The sequence below is a fragment of the Luteimonas sp. AC640a genome (assembly GCF_979256585.1).
In genome coordinates this window covers 16,682-33,705 of record NZ_CEEDOV010000004.1, presented here as the reverse complement: position 1 = coordinate 33,705, position 17,024 = coordinate 16,682, and the positions used below count along the sequence as shown (strand labels likewise).

The window sequence follows — 17,024 nt, the reverse complement described above, 5'->3', positions numbered from 1 at the left end:
AGACCGACGACATGACACATACCCACAACCGGCCGCGCGCCTTCTCGCGCTCACTGCTCAGTCTCGCGCTCGGCGGCTGCCTGGCGATGGCCGCGCCTGCGCTGATGGCGCAGTCCACATCGGCCACGATCCGCGGCCAGGTGATGGTGGACTCTGCGCCCGCCAGCGAGGCGCGCATCACCGCTGTGAACACGGGCACCGGCCTGACCCGCAGTGTCGGTGTCAGCGCGAATGGCAGCTACAACCTTGCGGGTCTGCCGCCGGGCACCTATCAGCTGCAGGTTGAAGCGAACGGGCAGAGCACATCGCAGACGGTGACCGTCGCGATCGGCCAGACCGCCACGCTCAACCTGGGTGTGGGCGGCGTCGCTGAAGCGGCGTCTGCGGGCGAAGCCACCGATCTCGACGCGGTGACCGTCACCGCCGACGTGCTGGTGGAAACCAAGACGTCGGAAATCGCGACCTACGTGTCGCAGAAGCAGATCGAGTCGCTGCCGCAGAACTCGCGCAACTTTCTCGCCTTCGCCGACACCGTGCCGGGTATGCAGTTCGTCAACTCGCCCAACGGTACCGAGTCGCAGCTGCGCAGCGGTGCGCAGGGGTCGAGCAACATCAATGTCTTCATCGACGGCGTGGGCCAGAAGAACTACGTGACGCCGGGCGGCATCACCGGTCAGGACGACAGTCGCGGCAATCCGTTCCCGCAGTCGGCGATCGGCGAGTACAAGGTCATTACGTCGAACTACAAGGCCGAGTACGACCAGATCAGCAGCGCGGCGGTGACTGCGGTCACCAAGTCGGGCACCAACGATTTCAGCGGCAGCTTCTTCTACGACCGCACTGCGAACGAGTGGTCGGCGCGCACGCCGCGCGAGATCGAGGACGGTGTCCAGCAGAAGCAGGTGACCGAGCAGTACGGTGTCACCCTGGGAGGCCCGATCATCCAGGACCGCCTGCATTTCTTCGTGGCCTACGACGCCAAGGATTTCGTCGTGCCGAAGGACACGCGCCCGCCGACGGTGTTCGATCCCTCACTGCTGCCAGCCGATCTTGCCAGCCTCTACGGCGGCTACAGCGTGCCGTTCAATCAGGATCTGTATTTCGGCAAGTTGAGCCTGCAGTTGGCCGAGGCGCATCTGATCGAACTGTCGGTGCGCCAGCGGTCAGAAGACCAGATCAATCCAGGCGACGACATCAGCACGCCGTCGTTCGCAACCAACATCACCAATGACGAAACGCGCGTCGACCTGCGGTATCAGTTCAGCGCGACCGATTGGTTGAACGACGCACACGTCACGTTCGAAGACGCTGCCTACAACCCGGTGCCGGTAACCGCGGCACCCGGCCAGCGGTACACGATCGTGGACCCCAACAACCCGGCCAATCTGCGCCTGGGAGTGCTCAACGTGGGAGGCGGCCCGAGCTTTCAGGACAAGGGGCAGCGCGGCATCGGCCTGCAGAACGACCTGACGTTCTTCGGCTGGGAAGGCCACACCGTCAAGATGGGCGTGAAGTACAAGCAGGTGGATCTCAACGCCTTCCAGCAGAATCCGCCGTTCCCGCAGTACTTCTATGACGTCAACGAGAACCTGACGCAGCCGTACCGTATGACGTTCTCCGCGCCGCTCGAGGGTCGCAATCCCAATGTGGAATCGAGCAACAAGCAGTTCGGCATCTATATCCAGGACGACTGGGAAGTCACTGACCGCTTGACGCTGAATCTCGGCCTGCGCTGGGACTACGAAGACAATCCGAGCTATACCGACAACGTGATGGATCCGGGCGTCGCCGCTGCACTGCGCGGCTGGAGCAATCTAGACAACGCCGATTATAACGTCGAAGATTTCATCAGCAACGGTCAGAACCGCAAGAACCAGAAGAACGCCTGGCAGCCGCGCCTCGGCTTCTCCTACGACCTCAGCGGCGACGAAACGCACGTGCTGTTCGGTGGTGCCGGTCGCGCCTACGACCGCAACATCTTCGACCAGATGGCGCGCGAGTATTACGGTGGTGCGTTCACCAGTTATGAAGTCCTGTTCAACACACCTATCCACCAATGCGATCCCGCGACAGCGTCGAACTGCGTGCCATTCGACCCGGCCCTGCTGACACAGGAGGGTGTTGATGCTTATGTCGCCGCGAATCCGCGATCGGGTGGTGAGGTGTACGCGCTCAACAACGACCTAAAAACGCCATATTCCGACCAGTTCAGCCTCGGCGTACGCAGCCAGTGGATGGTGATGGGTCACAACTGGAGCACCTCGGCGACGGTCGCGCACATCCGTAGCCGTGACGGCATCTACTTCCGCCTTGGCAACCGGTATGAAGACGGCAGCTTCCACGATGTCGAGGGTGCGCCGGATGCGATATCGGGCGGGGTGCCATTCGATCAGCCGATCCCCGGATATGGCAACCTGATTCTTGGTGACAACGGCATCGAGTACGATCTCAATTCATTGCTGCTGTCGTTCGATAAGCCGTACACCGAAGATTCGGGCTGGGGCTTCAACGTCGCCTACACCTTCAGCGACGCTAAGGAGAACCGCTCCGATGCATCGAATGGCGAGTCGTTCTATTTCGACGGTTCGCGTGTCGACCAGCGCTTCTACCGTTCGACCGGTCTGGCCAGGCATCGTCTGGTGCTGTCGGGCATCTACGAGCTGCCATGGCAGACCACGTTCAGTGCCAAGCTCATCGTGGCAAGTCCGACACCGCGCGTGGCAACCAACTGCGTCGCGGATCCGGCACCGGGCAATCCGTACTGCTTCGCCGATCCTTACACGCCGGAAGGCACTTTTGGATTCAAGCAGTTCGATTTCTCGCTTGAGCGTCGCTGGGACACCGGAACGGATCTCTCCTTCAAGGTCCGCGCCGACGTGCTCAATGCGTTCAACTGGCGCAACTGGAACCAGTACGACCTGAACCGCGGTGGCTGGGGCATCGACGACCCGGCACTGGTCGTGAACGAGGATTTCGGCACCCGCAGCGGCAACGAGATTCTGCTGCCGACGCGCACGTTCAAGCTGTCCTTCGGTATCGACTGGTAAAAACCCGCTGCCGGTCCCCTTCGGGGTACCGGCAGTTTTATACTGTCCCCTGTAAACGATTTCAGCGCGAGGTTTCCTTCACGATGCAATCCCGTCTCCGTGCGTTTCAACTCCTGATTCTCGTCGCGCTTGCCGCGTTGTTCCTGGCTGGCTGCGGCGAGCAGGCACCTGCCGAGCCCGATGTGCCACCGCCGAAACCCGGACCCATCGAGCAGGTGCCGGAGGTGGCTGCGCCGGTGGAGGAAGAAGTGAAGGGGCCGCCCGAGTTGCCGCCGCTGTTCGCCGATATCGAGCGCCGCACGTTCCAGTATTTCTGGGATACGACCAACGAGGTCAATGGCCTGACGCCGGACCGCTTCCCATCGCGTCCGTTCTCCAGCGTCGCCGCGGTCGGTTACGCGTTGACGGCGTATCCGATCGGCATCGAGCGTGGCTGGGTGAGCCGCACGCAGGCCGTGGATCGCACGCTGACCACGCTGAAGTTCCTCAGCAGCGTCAAGATGGGCCCGCAGGCCACCGGCACGGGCGGGCATCAGGGGTTCTTCTATCACTTCATCGACATGCAGGACGGCCACCGGTTCGAGCCGTGGGTCGAGCTGTCGAGCGTGGACACCGGCCTGTTGATGATGGGCGTGTTGTTCACGCAGTCGTACTACGACCGTGACGATCCGCGCGAGGCGGAGATCCGCAAGCTCGCCGACCAGCTGTACCGCAACGTGCGCTGGCCGTTCCTCCAGCAGCGCAAGCCGCTGATCTCGATGGGCTGGTATCCCGAGAGCGGTTTCATCGAGCACGACTGGACCGGTTACGACGAGGCGATGCTGGTCTACATCCTCGCGCTCGGTTCGCCGACGCATCCGGTCGGCCCCGAAGCCTGGGAAGTCTGGACGCGCACCTATGACAAGCTGTGGGGTGTGTTCCGTGGCCAGGAATACCTGAGCTTTGCGCCGCACTTCGGTCACCAGTACACGCACGTGTGGGTCGATTTCCGCGGTATCCGCGATGACTACATGCAGCGCCGCGGCATCGACTACTTCGAGAACAGTCGCCGCGCGACCTATGCGCAGCGTCAGTACGCGATCGACAATCCGATGGGCTGGAAGGACTACGGTGAGAACGTCTGGGGCCTGACAGCCAGCGACGGTCCGCAGCGCACCGACCAGGATTTCAACGGGCAGCAGCGCGAGTTCCGTCACTACAGCGCACGCGGCGCAGGTCTGGATGTCGCGTTCGACGACGGCACGATCGCGCCGACGGCAGCGGTTGCGTCGATCGCATTCGCGCCCGAGATCGTGATTCCGGCAACCGAAGAGATGCATCGTCGTTACGGTGACTATCTGTACTCGAGCTACGGCTTCCTCGATTCTTTCAACCCGAGCTTCACGTATGAAGGCGTGCCGCTGAAGACCGGTCGCATCGTGCCGGGCAAGGGCTGGGTGGCGAGCGATTACATCGCGATCGACCAGGGCCCGATCCTGGCGATGATCGCGAACTACCGGAACGACTTCGTCTGGAACGTGATGAAGAAGAACCCGTACATCCGCGCCGGTCTGGAACGCGCGGGCTTCACCGGCGGCTGGCTGGCCGGCGAAGACGAGCCAAAGGATTCGGGTCCGCCGGATGCCGACGCGGCGATGGCGCGTTCGATGGGTATCGCCGAATCGCGCGCTGCGAATGCAAGCCAGACGTCCGATCGCGATGGCCGCACGCCGGCACCGGCGCCGTCGCGCGCGTCCGATCCGGTTCCGGCGGAGTAAGACCTTGCGCGCATTCCGACGCGATCCTGGTGCCCGTCGCATCTCCGCGGCGGCGCGTCTCGTCTGCCTGTTGCTCGCGCTCGTGCTGCTCGCAGCTTGCGCGCGACGCGACGAGCAGACCGTCGTCCGCTTCTGGGCGATGGGCCGCGAGGCCGAGGTCGTGTCGGAACTGGTGCGTGATTTCGAGCGCGAACATCCGGACATCCGGGTCGAGATCCAGCAGATTCCGTGGACGTCCGCGCATGAGAAACTGCTGACCGCGTTCGCGGCCGATGCCTTGCCCGACATCTGCCAGCTCGGCAATACCTGGGTGCCGGAGTTCGCGGTGCTCGGCGCGCTGGAGCCACTACAGTCGCGTGTCGATGCGTCCGATGTCATCGAAGAATCCGACTACTTCCCCGGCATCTGGCATACCAATGTCGTCGACGACACGCTGCTCGGTGTGCCGTGGTACGTCGACACGCGCCTGATCTTCTATCGCAAGGACATCCTCGCCGCGGCCGGCGTCGACACCCTGCCGCGTACGTGGCAGGAGTGGGAAACCGCGATGGCGGCGGTCAAGGCGCACGTCGGTCCCGACCGTTACGCGACGATGCTGCCGCTCAACGAGTTCGAGCAGCTGCTGTCGTTCGGCCTGCAGCAGAGCGATCCGCTGCTGCGCGACGACGACAGCCGCGGCAACTTCACCAGTCCCGGTTTCAGCCGTGCGCTGGGCTTCTACACCAACATGTTCGAGCAGGGCTGGGCGCCGCGGATGTCGGAGACCCAGATTTCCAACGTCTGGGACGAATTCGGTCGCGGCTTCTTCTCGTTCTACGTCTCCGGTCCCTGGAACATCCGCGAGTTCCGCAATCGCCTGCCGGCCGAACTGCAGGACCAGTGGGGCACCGCGCCGTTGCCCGGTCCCGACGGTCCGGGTGCGGGCATCGCCGGCGGCACGTCGCTGGTGATGTTCCGCGATTCGCCGAACAAGGAGGCGAGCTGGCAGTTGATGGAGTTCCTGTCGCGCCCGGAGATCCAGCAGCGCTTCCACGCAATGATCGGCAACCTGCCGCCGCGCCGCAGCACCTGGGAGTTCCCGCAGCTGCGCGAAGACCCGTATGCGCAAGCGTTCCGCGACCAGCTCGAACGCGTCGAGCCGACACCGAAGGTGCTGGAGTGGGAGCGGATCGTGCAGGAGATGCGCCTGATGAGCGAACGCGTCGTGCGCGGTGGCATGGCGCAGGACGAGGCGCTGCAGGCGCTCGACGCGCGCGTGGACACGCTGCTGGAGAAGCGCCGCTGGGTGCGTGAGCGCGAGGCGGAAGAAGGCAAGGTCGTCGGTGCGCTCGGCGCGCCGCCCACCACCGACCGGGGTGCCGCCCATGCGCGCTAGTACCGCAGGCTGGATCTTCGCCGGGCCGGCGCTGATCGTGCTCGGCATCTTCTTCGGCATTCCGGTGGCGTCCGCGCTGCTGCTGAGCCTGACCGACTTCGATCTGTACGCGCTGTCGGACATGTCGAACCTGCGCTTCGTCGCGCTCGGCAATTATTTCGATCTGCTGCAGACGCCGCTGTTCTGGAAGTCGCTCGGCAATACCGCGTACTTCGTCGTCATCGGCGTGCCGCTGTCGATCGGTGTCTCGCTAGGCGCCGCGCTGCTGCTCAACGCCAAGGTCGCACGCTTAAAGGGTCTGTTCCGCACCGCCCTGTTCGCGCCGGTGGTGACCACGCTGGTCGCGGTCGCGGTGATCTGGCGTTATCTGTTCCACACCAGCTACGGCCTGGTGAACTGGGCGCTCGGCCATATCGGCATCGCGCCGGTCGATTGGCTGGGCGATCCCGCGTGGGCGATGCCGACGATCATCCTGTTCGCGGTGTGGAAGAACTTCGGCTACAACATGGTGATCTTCATCGCCGGTCTGGCCGCGATTCCCGAAGACCTGTACGAAGCCGCGCGCATCGACGGTGCGTCGCGCTGGAAGCAGTTCGTGCACGTCACGCTGCCGATGCTCGGTCCGGTGCTGCTGGTGGTCGCGGTGATCACCGTGTCCGGTTATTTCCAGCTGTTCGCCGAGCCCTACGTGATGACGCGCGGCGATCCGCTGCAAAGCACGGTGAGCGTGCTGTACTTCATGTACGAGGAAGGCTTCATGTGGTGGAACCTCGGCCGCGCGTCGGCGGTGGCGTTCCTGCTGTTCCTGATCATCCTCGGCGTCACGACATTGCTGCTGCGCTTCGGGCGCAAGCGGGAGCTGGTATGAGCCGGATCGCGGCGTATCACGAAGTCGGCGCGACGCGCTGGTCGGCCTGGGCGGTCAACGGCGCGCTGGTCGCGCTGGCGGTCGTCGCGCTCGCGCCGCTGGTATGGATGCTGTCGGTGTCGTTCATGCCGACTGGCGAGGCGAGTGGGTTTCCGCCGCCGCTGCTGCCGTCGGCGATCACCTTCGACAACTACCACGAGCTGTTCGCGCGCGCCGGAATGGGGCGCTATTTCGCCAACAGCCTGATGATCTCGGCGGCGATCACGGTCGGCGCGCTGCTGATCAACACCATGGCCGGCTATGCCTTCGCGAAGCTGCGCTTCAAGGGTCGCGAGCGGATTTTCCAGATCCTGCTCGCGGCGCTGGTGATTCCCGCGCAGGTGGCGATGCTGCCGCTGTTCCTGATGATGAAGGGCCTCGGCTTGGTCAACAGTTTCGGCGCGGTCGTCATCCCGGGCCTCGCGACGGTGTTCGGTATTTTCCTTGTGCGCCAGTACGCGCGTTCGATCCCCGATGAGCTGCTCGAAGCCGCGCGCATCGACGGCGCCGGCGAGATGCGGATCTTCTTCCAGATCGTGCTGCCGATGCTCAAGCCGGTGCTGGTGACGCTGACCATCTTCACCTTCATGGCCGCGTGGAACGATTTCATGTGGCCGCTGATCGTGCTGACCGACCAGACCAATTACACGTTGCCGGTGGCGCTGGCCGCGTTGTCGCGCGAGCACATCCAGGACGTCGAGATGATGATGGCCGGCGCCGTCGTCACCGTGATTCCGGTGCTGCTGTTGTTCCTCGCGCTGCAGCGCTACTACATCCAGGGATTGTTGTTGGGCAGCGTCAAGGGTTGAACGCCCGGCCACGGATGGCTGGCGAAGGCTTTCCGGAGCCTTCGATGTCGCGCCATCGAAGGCGGTGGAGACCCTGTAGGAGCGCGCTTGCGCGCGATGGGGCTTGACCGGGTAAGCCCATTCGCGCGCAAGCGCGCTCCCACACAACTATCGAATCAAACCGCAAAACCCGTCCGAACCACGGAGCCACCGCACCGCATGAAGACCCTCGACACCCGCGCCACGCGCGCGCCTGCCGATACCGACATGACGCTGGCTGACGGCGCCATCGCGTCGTCCGACCGTTCCCGCATCGCGCGCGTCGCCGGCATCGCAGCGCTGACCACCGCGCTCGCGGCCTGCAACGTCTCCCCGACGCCGACCGGCGACGCCGCCGCGCCTGCAGCGGGCGAGGGCGTCCGCATTCTCGACGACTTCGAAGATCCGTCGACGTGGACCGTCGTGACCTCGAACCAGGTCACCGGCACGCTGCGCCAGATCGATGTCGAAGGCGGCAAGGCGCTGTGTCTGGACTACGACTACAACGGCGTGTCCGGCCATGTCGGCATTCAGCGCGATCTGAAGATGACGTACCCGGAGAACTATCGCTTCGCGTTCCGCATGCGCGGCGAATCGCCGGCCAACGATCTGCAGTTCAAGGTCGTCGACGCCAGCGGCGACAACGTGTGGTGGGTCAACCGGCCGAAGTACGACTTCCCGACCGAGTGGACCGACATCCGCTATCGCAAGCGCCATATCGACAAGGCCTGGGGTCCGGAGCAGGACAAGACCCTGCGCGCGACCGAAAAGCTCGAGTTCACGATCTACAACAATGCCGGCGGCAAGGGCACGGTCTGTTTCGACCAGCTCACGTTTGAGACGCTGCCGCCCGACGACACCTCGCCGTTGACCGCCAGCGCTGCGTCGACGACGACGCCCGATGGTGTCGGCAACATCGTCGACGGCAATGTGCAGAGTGCGTGGACGACCGATGCGGCGCCGCAGAACGTGGTGCTCGATCTCGGCACGCTGCGCGAGTTCGGCGGCCTGCGCCTGCAATGGCAGCCGGGTCGTCACGCATCGAGCTACGCGGTGTCGCTGTCCGCCGATGGCGAGCAGTGGACCCCGGTGCGTGAAGTGACCGAAGGCAATGGCGATGTCGACTGGCTGGCGCTGCCGGAAGCCGAGGCGCGCTACATCGGCCTCGATCTGCGCGAAGGACCGGCCGACGGCTTCGCGCTCGCGGAAGTCGCAGTGCAGCCGCTGGGCATGTCGGAACATCCGAACGATGTGCTCGAAGCGGTCGCGGCCGACCGGCCCAAGGGCCAGTTCCCGCGTGGTTTCAGCGGCGAACAGACCTACTGGACGATCCTCGGCATCGACGGTGGCCTGCAGCAGGGCCTGATCGGCGAGGACGGGGCGATCGAAGTCGCCGCCGGCGGGTTCTCGATCGAACCCTTCGTGCGCGTCGGCGACACGCTGGTGACCTGGGCCGACGCGAAGATCGCGCAGACCCTGCAGGACGATTACCTGCCGATTCCCAGCGTCGACTGGACCCACGACGCGTTGAATCTGCGCGTGACCGGCTTCGCCCGCGGCACGCCCGAGGATTCGCAGCTGGTCGCGCGTTACCGGCTCAGCAATCCGGGCGACGAGGCGCGCGATTACCAGCTCGCACTCGCGGTGCGGCCGATGCAGGTCAATCCGCCGACCCAGTTCCTTAATATCACCGGTGGCGTCAGCCCGCTGCGCCAGCTCGCCGTGACCACCGACGGCGTGCGTGTCGACGGCAAGCCGCGCGTGTTCGCGCGTCAGCCGGCTCAGGCCGCGTTCGCGACCACGTTCGATGCCGGCATGGACGTCGAGCATCTGGCGACCGGCACCTGGCCGACGACGGCCGAGGTCGAGGATCCGCAGGCGATGGCCTCCGGCGCACTGGTCTACACCGTGCGTCTGGCGCCGGGCGAGTCGCGCGAGTTCGATCTGCTGATTCCGATGACCGGCACGATGGCGAGCGCGCCGGCGAACTGGAACGCGCAGGCGATGCAGGACGCAATGGCGCGCGAATGGCACGGCAAGCTCGATGAAGTGGGCTTCGACGTGCCGGCTGCGGGCAAGGACCTGGCCGACACGCTGCGCACATCGCTGGCGCACATGCTGATCTCGCGCATCGGGCCGCGGCTGCAGCCGGGCACGCGTTCGTACGCGCGCAGCTGGATCCGCGACGGCGCGATGATCTCCGAGGGCCTGCTGCGTATGGGCCGTCCGGAAGTCGTCAAGGCATATGTCGAGTTCTACGCGCCGTTCCAGTTCGACAACGGCAAGGTGCCGTGCTGCGTCGACGATCGCGGCAGCGATCCGGTGCCGGAGAACGACAGTCATGGCGAGCTGATCTTCAATATCGCCGAGTACTGGCGCTACACCGGCGATGACGCCTTCCTGCAGAAGATGTGGCCGCACGTGCTGGGCGCGTACACCTACATGGAAGAACTGCGCGCGAGCGAGCGCACGGAAGAAAACCGCAAGCGCAACGCGGCCTTCTACGGAATGATGCCGGCGTCGATCAGCCACGAAGGCTATTCGGCCAAGCCCATGCATTCGTACTGGGACAACTTCTGGGCGCTGCGCGGGTACAAGGACGCAGTGGAGATCGCCGAAGCGCTGGGCAAGGCCGACGATGCCCGGCGCATGACCGTTGCGCGCGACGAATTCCGCGTCGATCTGGACGCGTCGCTGCGCAACGCCGCCGAGCAGCACGGCATCGACTTCCTGCCGGGTGCCGCCGAACTCGGCGATTTCGATGCGACCTCGACGACGATCGCGCTCGCCCCGGGCGGCGAGCAGGGCCGTCTGCCCGAGCCGCTGCTGACCAACACCTTCGAGCGCTACTGGGAGAAGTTCACCGCCCGCCGCGACGGCCGCGAAAAGTGGGAGAACTACACGCCCTACGAATGGCGCAACGTCGCCGCATTCGTGCGTCTGGGCTGGCGCGAGCGTGCGACCGAAGTGCGCGAGTGGTTCTTCGGTCACCGCGCGCCGCAGCCGTGGAACCAGTGGGGCGAAGTGGTGACACCGACGCCGCGCGTGCCGTTCTTCCTCGGCGATCTGCCGCACGCCTGGGTGGGTTCGGATTTCGTGCGTTCCGCGCTGGACATGTTCGCCTATGTGCGCGAAGTCGACGACAGCCTGGTGCTGGCCGCTGGTGTGCCCGCCGACTGGTTGAACGAGGGCGTGGCGCTGCGTGGGATGCGGACGCCGCAGGGCACCGTCGGCTATTCGCTACGCCGCGACGGCGATGCGCTGCTGCTCGACATCGCCGCAGGCAGCGGGCTGCCCGACGGCGGACTGGTGCTGCAGTGGCCGTATGAGAGCGTGCCGGGCGCGACGACGATCGACGGCCAGGCGGCGCAGTGGGACGGCAACGAACTGCGCATCACGCGCGCCGGCGCGAAAGTGCGGATCGCGGGCGCGGGCTGAGACACGACATCCCGTGGACGCGCCCGAGAACGCGCGTCCGCGGGTCACTGATAGGCAGGCGTGGCTCATTGCCGCGACGGGGCTTCCATACAGGGCCTGTCGCACGCATGGGCCGCGCCTGCACCACATTCGAGGGGAGGGAAGTTCGATGAAGACCCAGACGTCGACGCGCATGCTGGTATGCGCGTTGCTGGTGGCCGCGCCCGCGTTCGCGCAGGACGCGACCAGTGCGCAGCCGTGGATGGATGCTGCCAAATCTCCGGATGCGCGCGCCGCGTTGCTGGTGGCGGCGATGACCCAGGACGAGAAGTTCGCGCTGATCCGCAGCCGTTTCGCGATCGGCGAGAAGAAGCCTGAAGACGCGCTCACTGCCGCCGGTTACGTGGCGCCGATTCCGCGACTGGGCATTCCGTCGCAGGGCCTGGTCGATGCCGGCCTCGGCGTGACCAATCCCGGCGGTGCGCGCGCCGGCGATCATGCGACGGCAATGCCGTCGGGCCCGATGACCGCATCGACCTGGAGTCGCGACATCGCCTTCAAGGGCGGCGAAACCATGGGCCGCGAAGCCTGGCGGCAGGGCTTCAACGTCCTGCTGGCCGGCAGCGTCAACCTGCAGCGCGATCCCCGCAACGGCCGCAATTTCGAATACGCCGGCGAAGATCCGCTGCTGGCGGGCACCCTGGTCGGCGAATCGATCCGTGGCGTGCAGTCGCAGCACGTACTGTCCACGATGAAGCACTACGCGCTCAACGACATGGAAACCGCGCGCAACTTCCACAGCGCGGAGATCGGCGACCGGGCGATGCACGAATCCGACCTGCTCGCGTTCCACGTCGCGATCGAGATCGGCCAGCCCGGCTCGGTGATGTGCAGCTACAACCGCATCAACGGCACTTACGGCTGCGAACACGACGAGCTGCTCAACAACGTGCTCAAGCGCGACTGGCGCTACCCCGGCTATGTGATGTCGGACTGGGGCGGCGTGCACAGCGCATCGAAGGCGGCGAACGCCGGTCTCGACCAGCAGTCGGCGGGTGAGGTGTTCGACAAGGCCGTGTACTTCGACGTGCCGCTGCGCATGGCGGTCGGCGCCGGCGTGGTACCGCAGACGCGGCTCGACGACATGGTCCATCGCATCCTGCGCAGCTTCATCGCCGTGGGCGCGTTCGAACATCCGCCGCAGCGTCAGCCGGTCGACGACGCACTCGACGCCGCCGGTTTCGATGTCGCGCAGCGCACGGCCGAAGCCGGTGCGGTGCTGTTGCGCAACGAGAACGGCGTACTGCCGCTCGCGCCCGGCGTGCGTCGTATCGCGGTGATCGGCGGACATGCCGACAAGGGCGTGATCGCCGGCGGCGGGTCGTCGATGGTCGGCTGGACGTCACGCGGCACTACCGCCGTCACCGGTCTCGCGCCGACGACCTGGCCGGGCCCGGTGATGTTCCAGCCGTCCTCGCCGCTGCTCGCCTTGCGCGAAGCGCTGCCGGATGCGCGCATCGACTACGTCGACGGTCGCGATCGCGCGGCTGCCGCGCGTCTCGCACGCGAGGCCGATGTCGCGATCGTGTTCGCCACGCAGTGGGCCGCGGAATCGGTCGACCTGCCCGACATGCGTCTGCCCGACGGGCAGGACGCGTTGATCGCCGCCGTTGCCGCGGCCAATCCGCGCAGCGTGGTCGTGCTGCAGACCAATGGCCCGGTCGAACTGCCTTGGCTCGATGCAGTGCCTGGTGTGCTGCAGGCCTGGTATCCGGGCGTCCGCGGCGGCGAAGCCATCGCACGCCTGTTGACCGGCGCGGCGAATCCGTCCGGCCATCTGCCGGTGACGTGGCCGGTCGACGTCTCGCAGCTGCCGCGGCCCACGATTCCCGGGCTCGGCTTCAAGCCAGCGGACAAACCCGAAGACACGATCGACTACGACATCGAAGGTGCCAACGTCGGCTACCGCTGGTTCGCCGCGAAGGGTCTGGCGCCGCGGTATGCGTTCGGCCACGGTCTGTCGTACACGACGTTTGCGACATCGGGCCTGCAGGTGCGCGCCGAAGGGACGCGCATCGTCGCGCGCTTCACCGTGCGCAACACCGGCGAACGTGCAGGCGCGGCGGTGCCGCAGATCTACGTGCATCTGCCGCAGGGCCACGCCACGCCGCTGCGCCTGGCCGGTTGGGATCGCGTCGAACTGCAGCCCGGCGAAACACGCGAGGTCGAAGTCGAGCTGGCGCCGCGCCTGTTCGCCGACTACCACCCGGACGACCGCAGCTGGCGGATCGCCGCCGGTGACTACACCGTTGTACTCGGACAGTCGGCCACCGATGCCGGCGAGCGCACCGCGCTGACGCTGCCTGCGCGTCGCCTGGACTGACGATAGGCGAAGCGCGCAGGCTTACCAGCGCGCTTCGAGGGTCCGGAACGGCTTCGACAGGCGCACGCCGCGCGCATCGAAGTCGTCCACGGCGCGGCCATCGACACGCACCGACTTGGGCCGCGTGCGGTTCGGCCAGATCACCTGGACCGGTACCTTGTCCTGCAGGCCATCACCGAGGGTGATGGCGAGCTGCTCGGCGGACTGCTTGGCCGCCATCGTCAGCGGCCCGAACGCGGTCGGCAGTGCACGCACCGACAGGCCGTCGCCGGCGAGCCATGCCGTGGGCGCACCCGGCAACAGCTGCAGGCCGTCGTCACCTTCATGCAGCAGCATGCCGACCAGGGTGCGCGCGTATTCCGCGCCGATCCACGTATGCGGCATATCGCCGATGTAGCCGGGATAGCGCGGACGCGAGTGCACGACCTCGGGCCACATCTGCCACGCGAGCGGACGGCGGTCGGCGAGCAGGCCCTTCAGCACGGTCTGCGCATCGGCCGGGCGGTCGAGATGCACGAAAGTCAGCACGTTGCGCACTTCGTACGGCGTGTAGGCCCACAGCGCATCCGGGCCGCTGCGCTCGCCGAACTGCTTGGCGAGATAGCGGTCGAAGGTCGTGCGCAGTTCGCGCTCGGGCAGCACGTGGCGCGCGCCGGTAGGATCGAGTGCGATCGACACGCTGGTCGGATCGCTGTCGCCGAGATCGGCGGACGAGGGAATGAAGTCGATGCCTTTCCACGCGATGGTCGCGCGCAGCGAGGCGGCGACCGAATCCGACAGCAGACGCCCCTGTTCGCGCGCCCAGCGTGCGATCTTCGCATCGCCGAGTGCCTCGGCGAGCCAGGCGCCGTCGTGCCAGCCCTTGATGCCGTAGAAGTCGTCCCAGTAGCTGTGCGTCGGCGTGGAATAGCCTTCGTGGCTGATCGACGGCGCGAGGATGCCGTGGAAGCGTTCCGGCGCCGGATGCGTGCCCATGTAGCCGGCCACCAGCGTGCGTTCGCGGAGTTCCTGCAGGAAGCGCATCGCGGCTGTCACCGCCGGCAGGTATTCGCGCACCGTTTCAGGCCCGCCGTCGAGGCGCGCCACGTCGGCGACGAGCTGGATGTACTGGCCCTGGCTGTCGTATTCGACGTCCGAACCGAAGCCGCGGTTGATGCTGCCGTCCTCGTTGAGGATCGGCGAGATCATGCCGTTCGGATTGAGCGCGTGGTCGGTATACCAGCGCAGATAGTCGCGCGCGATCTGCGGCTGGCCCATGCGCAGCAGCACCGCGGCGGTCGCGGCGCCATCGCGCAGGAACGAGCGGTTGTAGTTGCGCGGGCCGGGCTGCATCGCCGGGCCGGTCTGGTTGATCAGCATGTAGGCGCCCTGCGCGCGCAGCATGTCGACGAGGTCCTGGTCGGGCAGGCGGATGTCGAAGGCGTCGAAGCGATCGGTCCAGCCGGCGGCGATGCGCGCGGCGTTCGCATCGAAGGCCTCTGATGGCGTCGCGGCATCGCCGGTCAGCGCGGCGAAATCGAGCGCCGGTGGTTCGGTGAGCTCTCCCTTCGCGGGATCAAGTGCGGTGGTGCCCAGCGGCAGCGCGATGACGATGTCCTGCGTGGCGCCCGGTGCCAGACGCACGGGATACGCGAGCATGCCGGCGGCGAGCCCGGCGGCGTCCGATGCTTCGCGCGCGGCGGGCGGCGTGCCGCGCGCCGCATCGGCGGTGATTTCGGTCTCGCCATGCGCGCCGAACGGCGCGGCGCCGGCAGCGCCGACCGGCGTCATCGAGGTCAGCAGGGTGCGACCGTCGACACGCACGCGGGTGTGGCCGGCGGTCTCGTCGATCGCGATCTGCCGGATCGGCGACCAGCCGCCGTGCTGCCACGGTGGATTGACCTGCAGCGGGCGCACCAGCAGCGACAGCGTGCCGTCGACCGGCCGGCGGCCGCTGTTGTGCAGGCGGTAGCGCATCAGCGTGACCGGCTGCCCGTTCTGTTCCAGCGCGAAGGCCTCATTGCGGACCGTCAGATCGCGCTGGCCCTGCCATTCCACCGACGGCATCGGCATCCAGCGTTCGCGCAGGGCGTGGCGACGCTGCGGATCGTTGTCGGCGATGCGCGCCTTCCCGTCGCTGCCGCGCCAGACCGCCTGCAGCATCGGGCCGCCCTTGAAGGGTTCGAGATTGCCGTAGGCATCGAGCAGCGATTTCTGCCGGCCGGCGGGAATGCCGAGCGCGGTCCAATAGACCTGCTGCTGGTGCAGCGACGACGGAAACAGCGCGCCGTGCGCGCGCGACGCGACGATCTCGTAGCGCCGCGTCGGTGTCAGCAGTTGCTTGGGGCCGAGCAGGCGCAGACGTGCGATCGCGGGCGGACGCCCGTCGACCTCGCCGACGACGAGCCGCAAGGCGGTCGGCGACAGCGGTGCATCGCCCGCGAGCCACGAGCGCGTGCCTTCGCGGCCGGGATCCTCGGCCAGCACGGTCCAGCGTCCGTCGGCATCGCGCGCTTCGAGCGTGGCGCCGTTGCGTGGGCCGCTCCACCAGACTTCGAGGCCGGCGATCGCATCGGCACGTGGCAGGGCGAGGTCGAGTTGCCGCGTACCGGGCGTGGGGCCTGCGCCGTCAACGACGCCCGGCATTGCATCCGCGGCGAACAGCGCGGCGCCATCGACGCCGGCCGCCAGACCATCGAGACGGGGCGCGGCGTCGGCCGCGACCGGTTCGAACTCGAAAATCGACGTGGCCCAGTCGGACGATTTCGACGGGCTGGCAATGCGCACGTAGCGCGCACTGCGCGCCGGGAACACGATGAGGTCGGTATCACCGCGCGAATCGGTGCTGGTGTAGGCGATGTCCCACTGCGTGCCGTCGAGCGACGTCTCGAGCGTCCAGCGCACGGGGAATCCGCTGTCCCAGAGAATCGCGACACCGCCGACGTCGGACGGTCGTCCCAGATCCACCTGGAACCAGTGGCCGGGCAGGAAGGAACCGCCCCAGCGTGTCCTGGGATCGCCGTCGATCGCGTGCTGCGGCGCGAGCGCATCGACCTGCGTCGACGAGGCCGAGGCCGTCCATTCGCTGCGGGGCGGCAGGGATGCAGAGGCGGATGCAGTCGATGCCCAGGCGAGCAGGGCGCCGAGCAGGATCGGCGCGACACGCCGGCGACGCCGGACTTGGCCGACGCGCGCTTGAGGACACCCGGATCTGATTGCCATGCATGTGTGGTCCGCGACTGGAGAGCGGACGCTACCACTCGCTGGAAGCGGTTACATGCTGCGTTGCGGTGTGCGTTCCACGCGGGTTGATGAGCACTCGCGGCTACAGG

8 protein-coding genes are annotated in these 17,024 nt (G+C 66.6%); 7 read left to right on the top strand and 1 reads right to left on the bottom strand.

Going from position 1 to position 17,024, the window contains the following annotated elements:
• The first annotated feature begins 11 nt into the window (after window positions 1-11).
• The 7 genes from ACZ9YD_RS02315 to ACZ9YD_RS02285 all read left to right on the top strand — a co-directional run bounded on the left by ACZ9YD_RS02315 (window position 12) and on the right by ACZ9YD_RS02285 (window position 13,713).
• Entirely contained in the window at window positions 12-3,047 is a 3,036-nt protein-coding gene (locus tag ACZ9YD_RS02315; RefSeq protein ID WP_465073528.1) for a TonB-dependent receptor, read from the top strand.
• A gap of 83 nt (window positions 3,048-3,130) precedes the next feature.
• Window positions 3,131-4,804 (top strand): glucoamylase family protein, encoded by a 1,674-nt coding sequence (locus ACZ9YD_RS02310; protein ID WP_465073527.1) that lies wholly within the window; start codon window positions 3,131-3,133, stop codon window positions 4,802-4,804.
• A 40-nt stretch (window positions 4,805-4,844) separates the two neighbouring features.
• Complete coding sequence (locus tag ACZ9YD_RS02305) at window positions 4,845-6,179, top strand: sugar ABC transporter substrate-binding protein (protein WP_465073628.1); 1,335 nt, start codon at window positions 4,845-4,847, stop codon at window positions 6,177-6,179.
• Entirely contained in the window at window positions 6,169-7,047 is an 879-nt protein-coding gene (locus tag ACZ9YD_RS02300) for a carbohydrate ABC transporter permease (RefSeq protein ID WP_465073526.1), read from the top strand. Before ACZ9YD_RS02305 ends, ACZ9YD_RS02300 begins: the two co-directional genes overlap by 11 nt.
• The gene (locus ACZ9YD_RS02295) at window positions 7,044-7,895 is read left to right on the top strand and encodes a carbohydrate ABC transporter permease (protein ID WP_465073525.1); all 852 of its coding nucleotides are present in this window, start codon (window positions 7,044-7,046) and stop codon (window positions 7,893-7,895) included. The genes ACZ9YD_RS02300 and ACZ9YD_RS02295 overlap by 4 nt, the downstream gene beginning before the upstream one ends.
• Window positions 7,896-8,093: 198 nt before the next feature.
• The gene (locus ACZ9YD_RS02290; protein ID WP_465073524.1) at window positions 8,094-11,351 is read left to right on the top strand and encodes a discoidin domain-containing protein; all 3,258 of its coding nucleotides are present in this window, start codon (window positions 8,094-8,096) and stop codon (window positions 11,349-11,351) included.
• Window positions 11,352-11,526: 175 nt separating this feature from the next.
• The gene (locus tag ACZ9YD_RS02285) at window positions 11,527-13,713 is read left to right on the top strand and encodes a beta-glucosidase (RefSeq protein ID WP_465073627.1); all 2,187 of its coding nucleotides are present in this window, start codon (window positions 11,527-11,529) and stop codon (window positions 13,711-13,713) included.
• Between the two features lie 21 nt (window positions 13,714-13,734).
• Here the strand turns inward: ACZ9YD_RS02285 and ACZ9YD_RS02280 are convergent, their stop codons facing one another.
• Complete coding sequence (locus tag ACZ9YD_RS02280) at window positions 13,735-16,914, bottom strand: discoidin domain-containing protein (RefSeq protein WP_465073523.1); 3,180 nt, start codon at window positions 16,912-16,914, stop codon at window positions 13,735-13,737.
• Window positions 16,915-17,024: the final 110 nt, after the last annotated feature.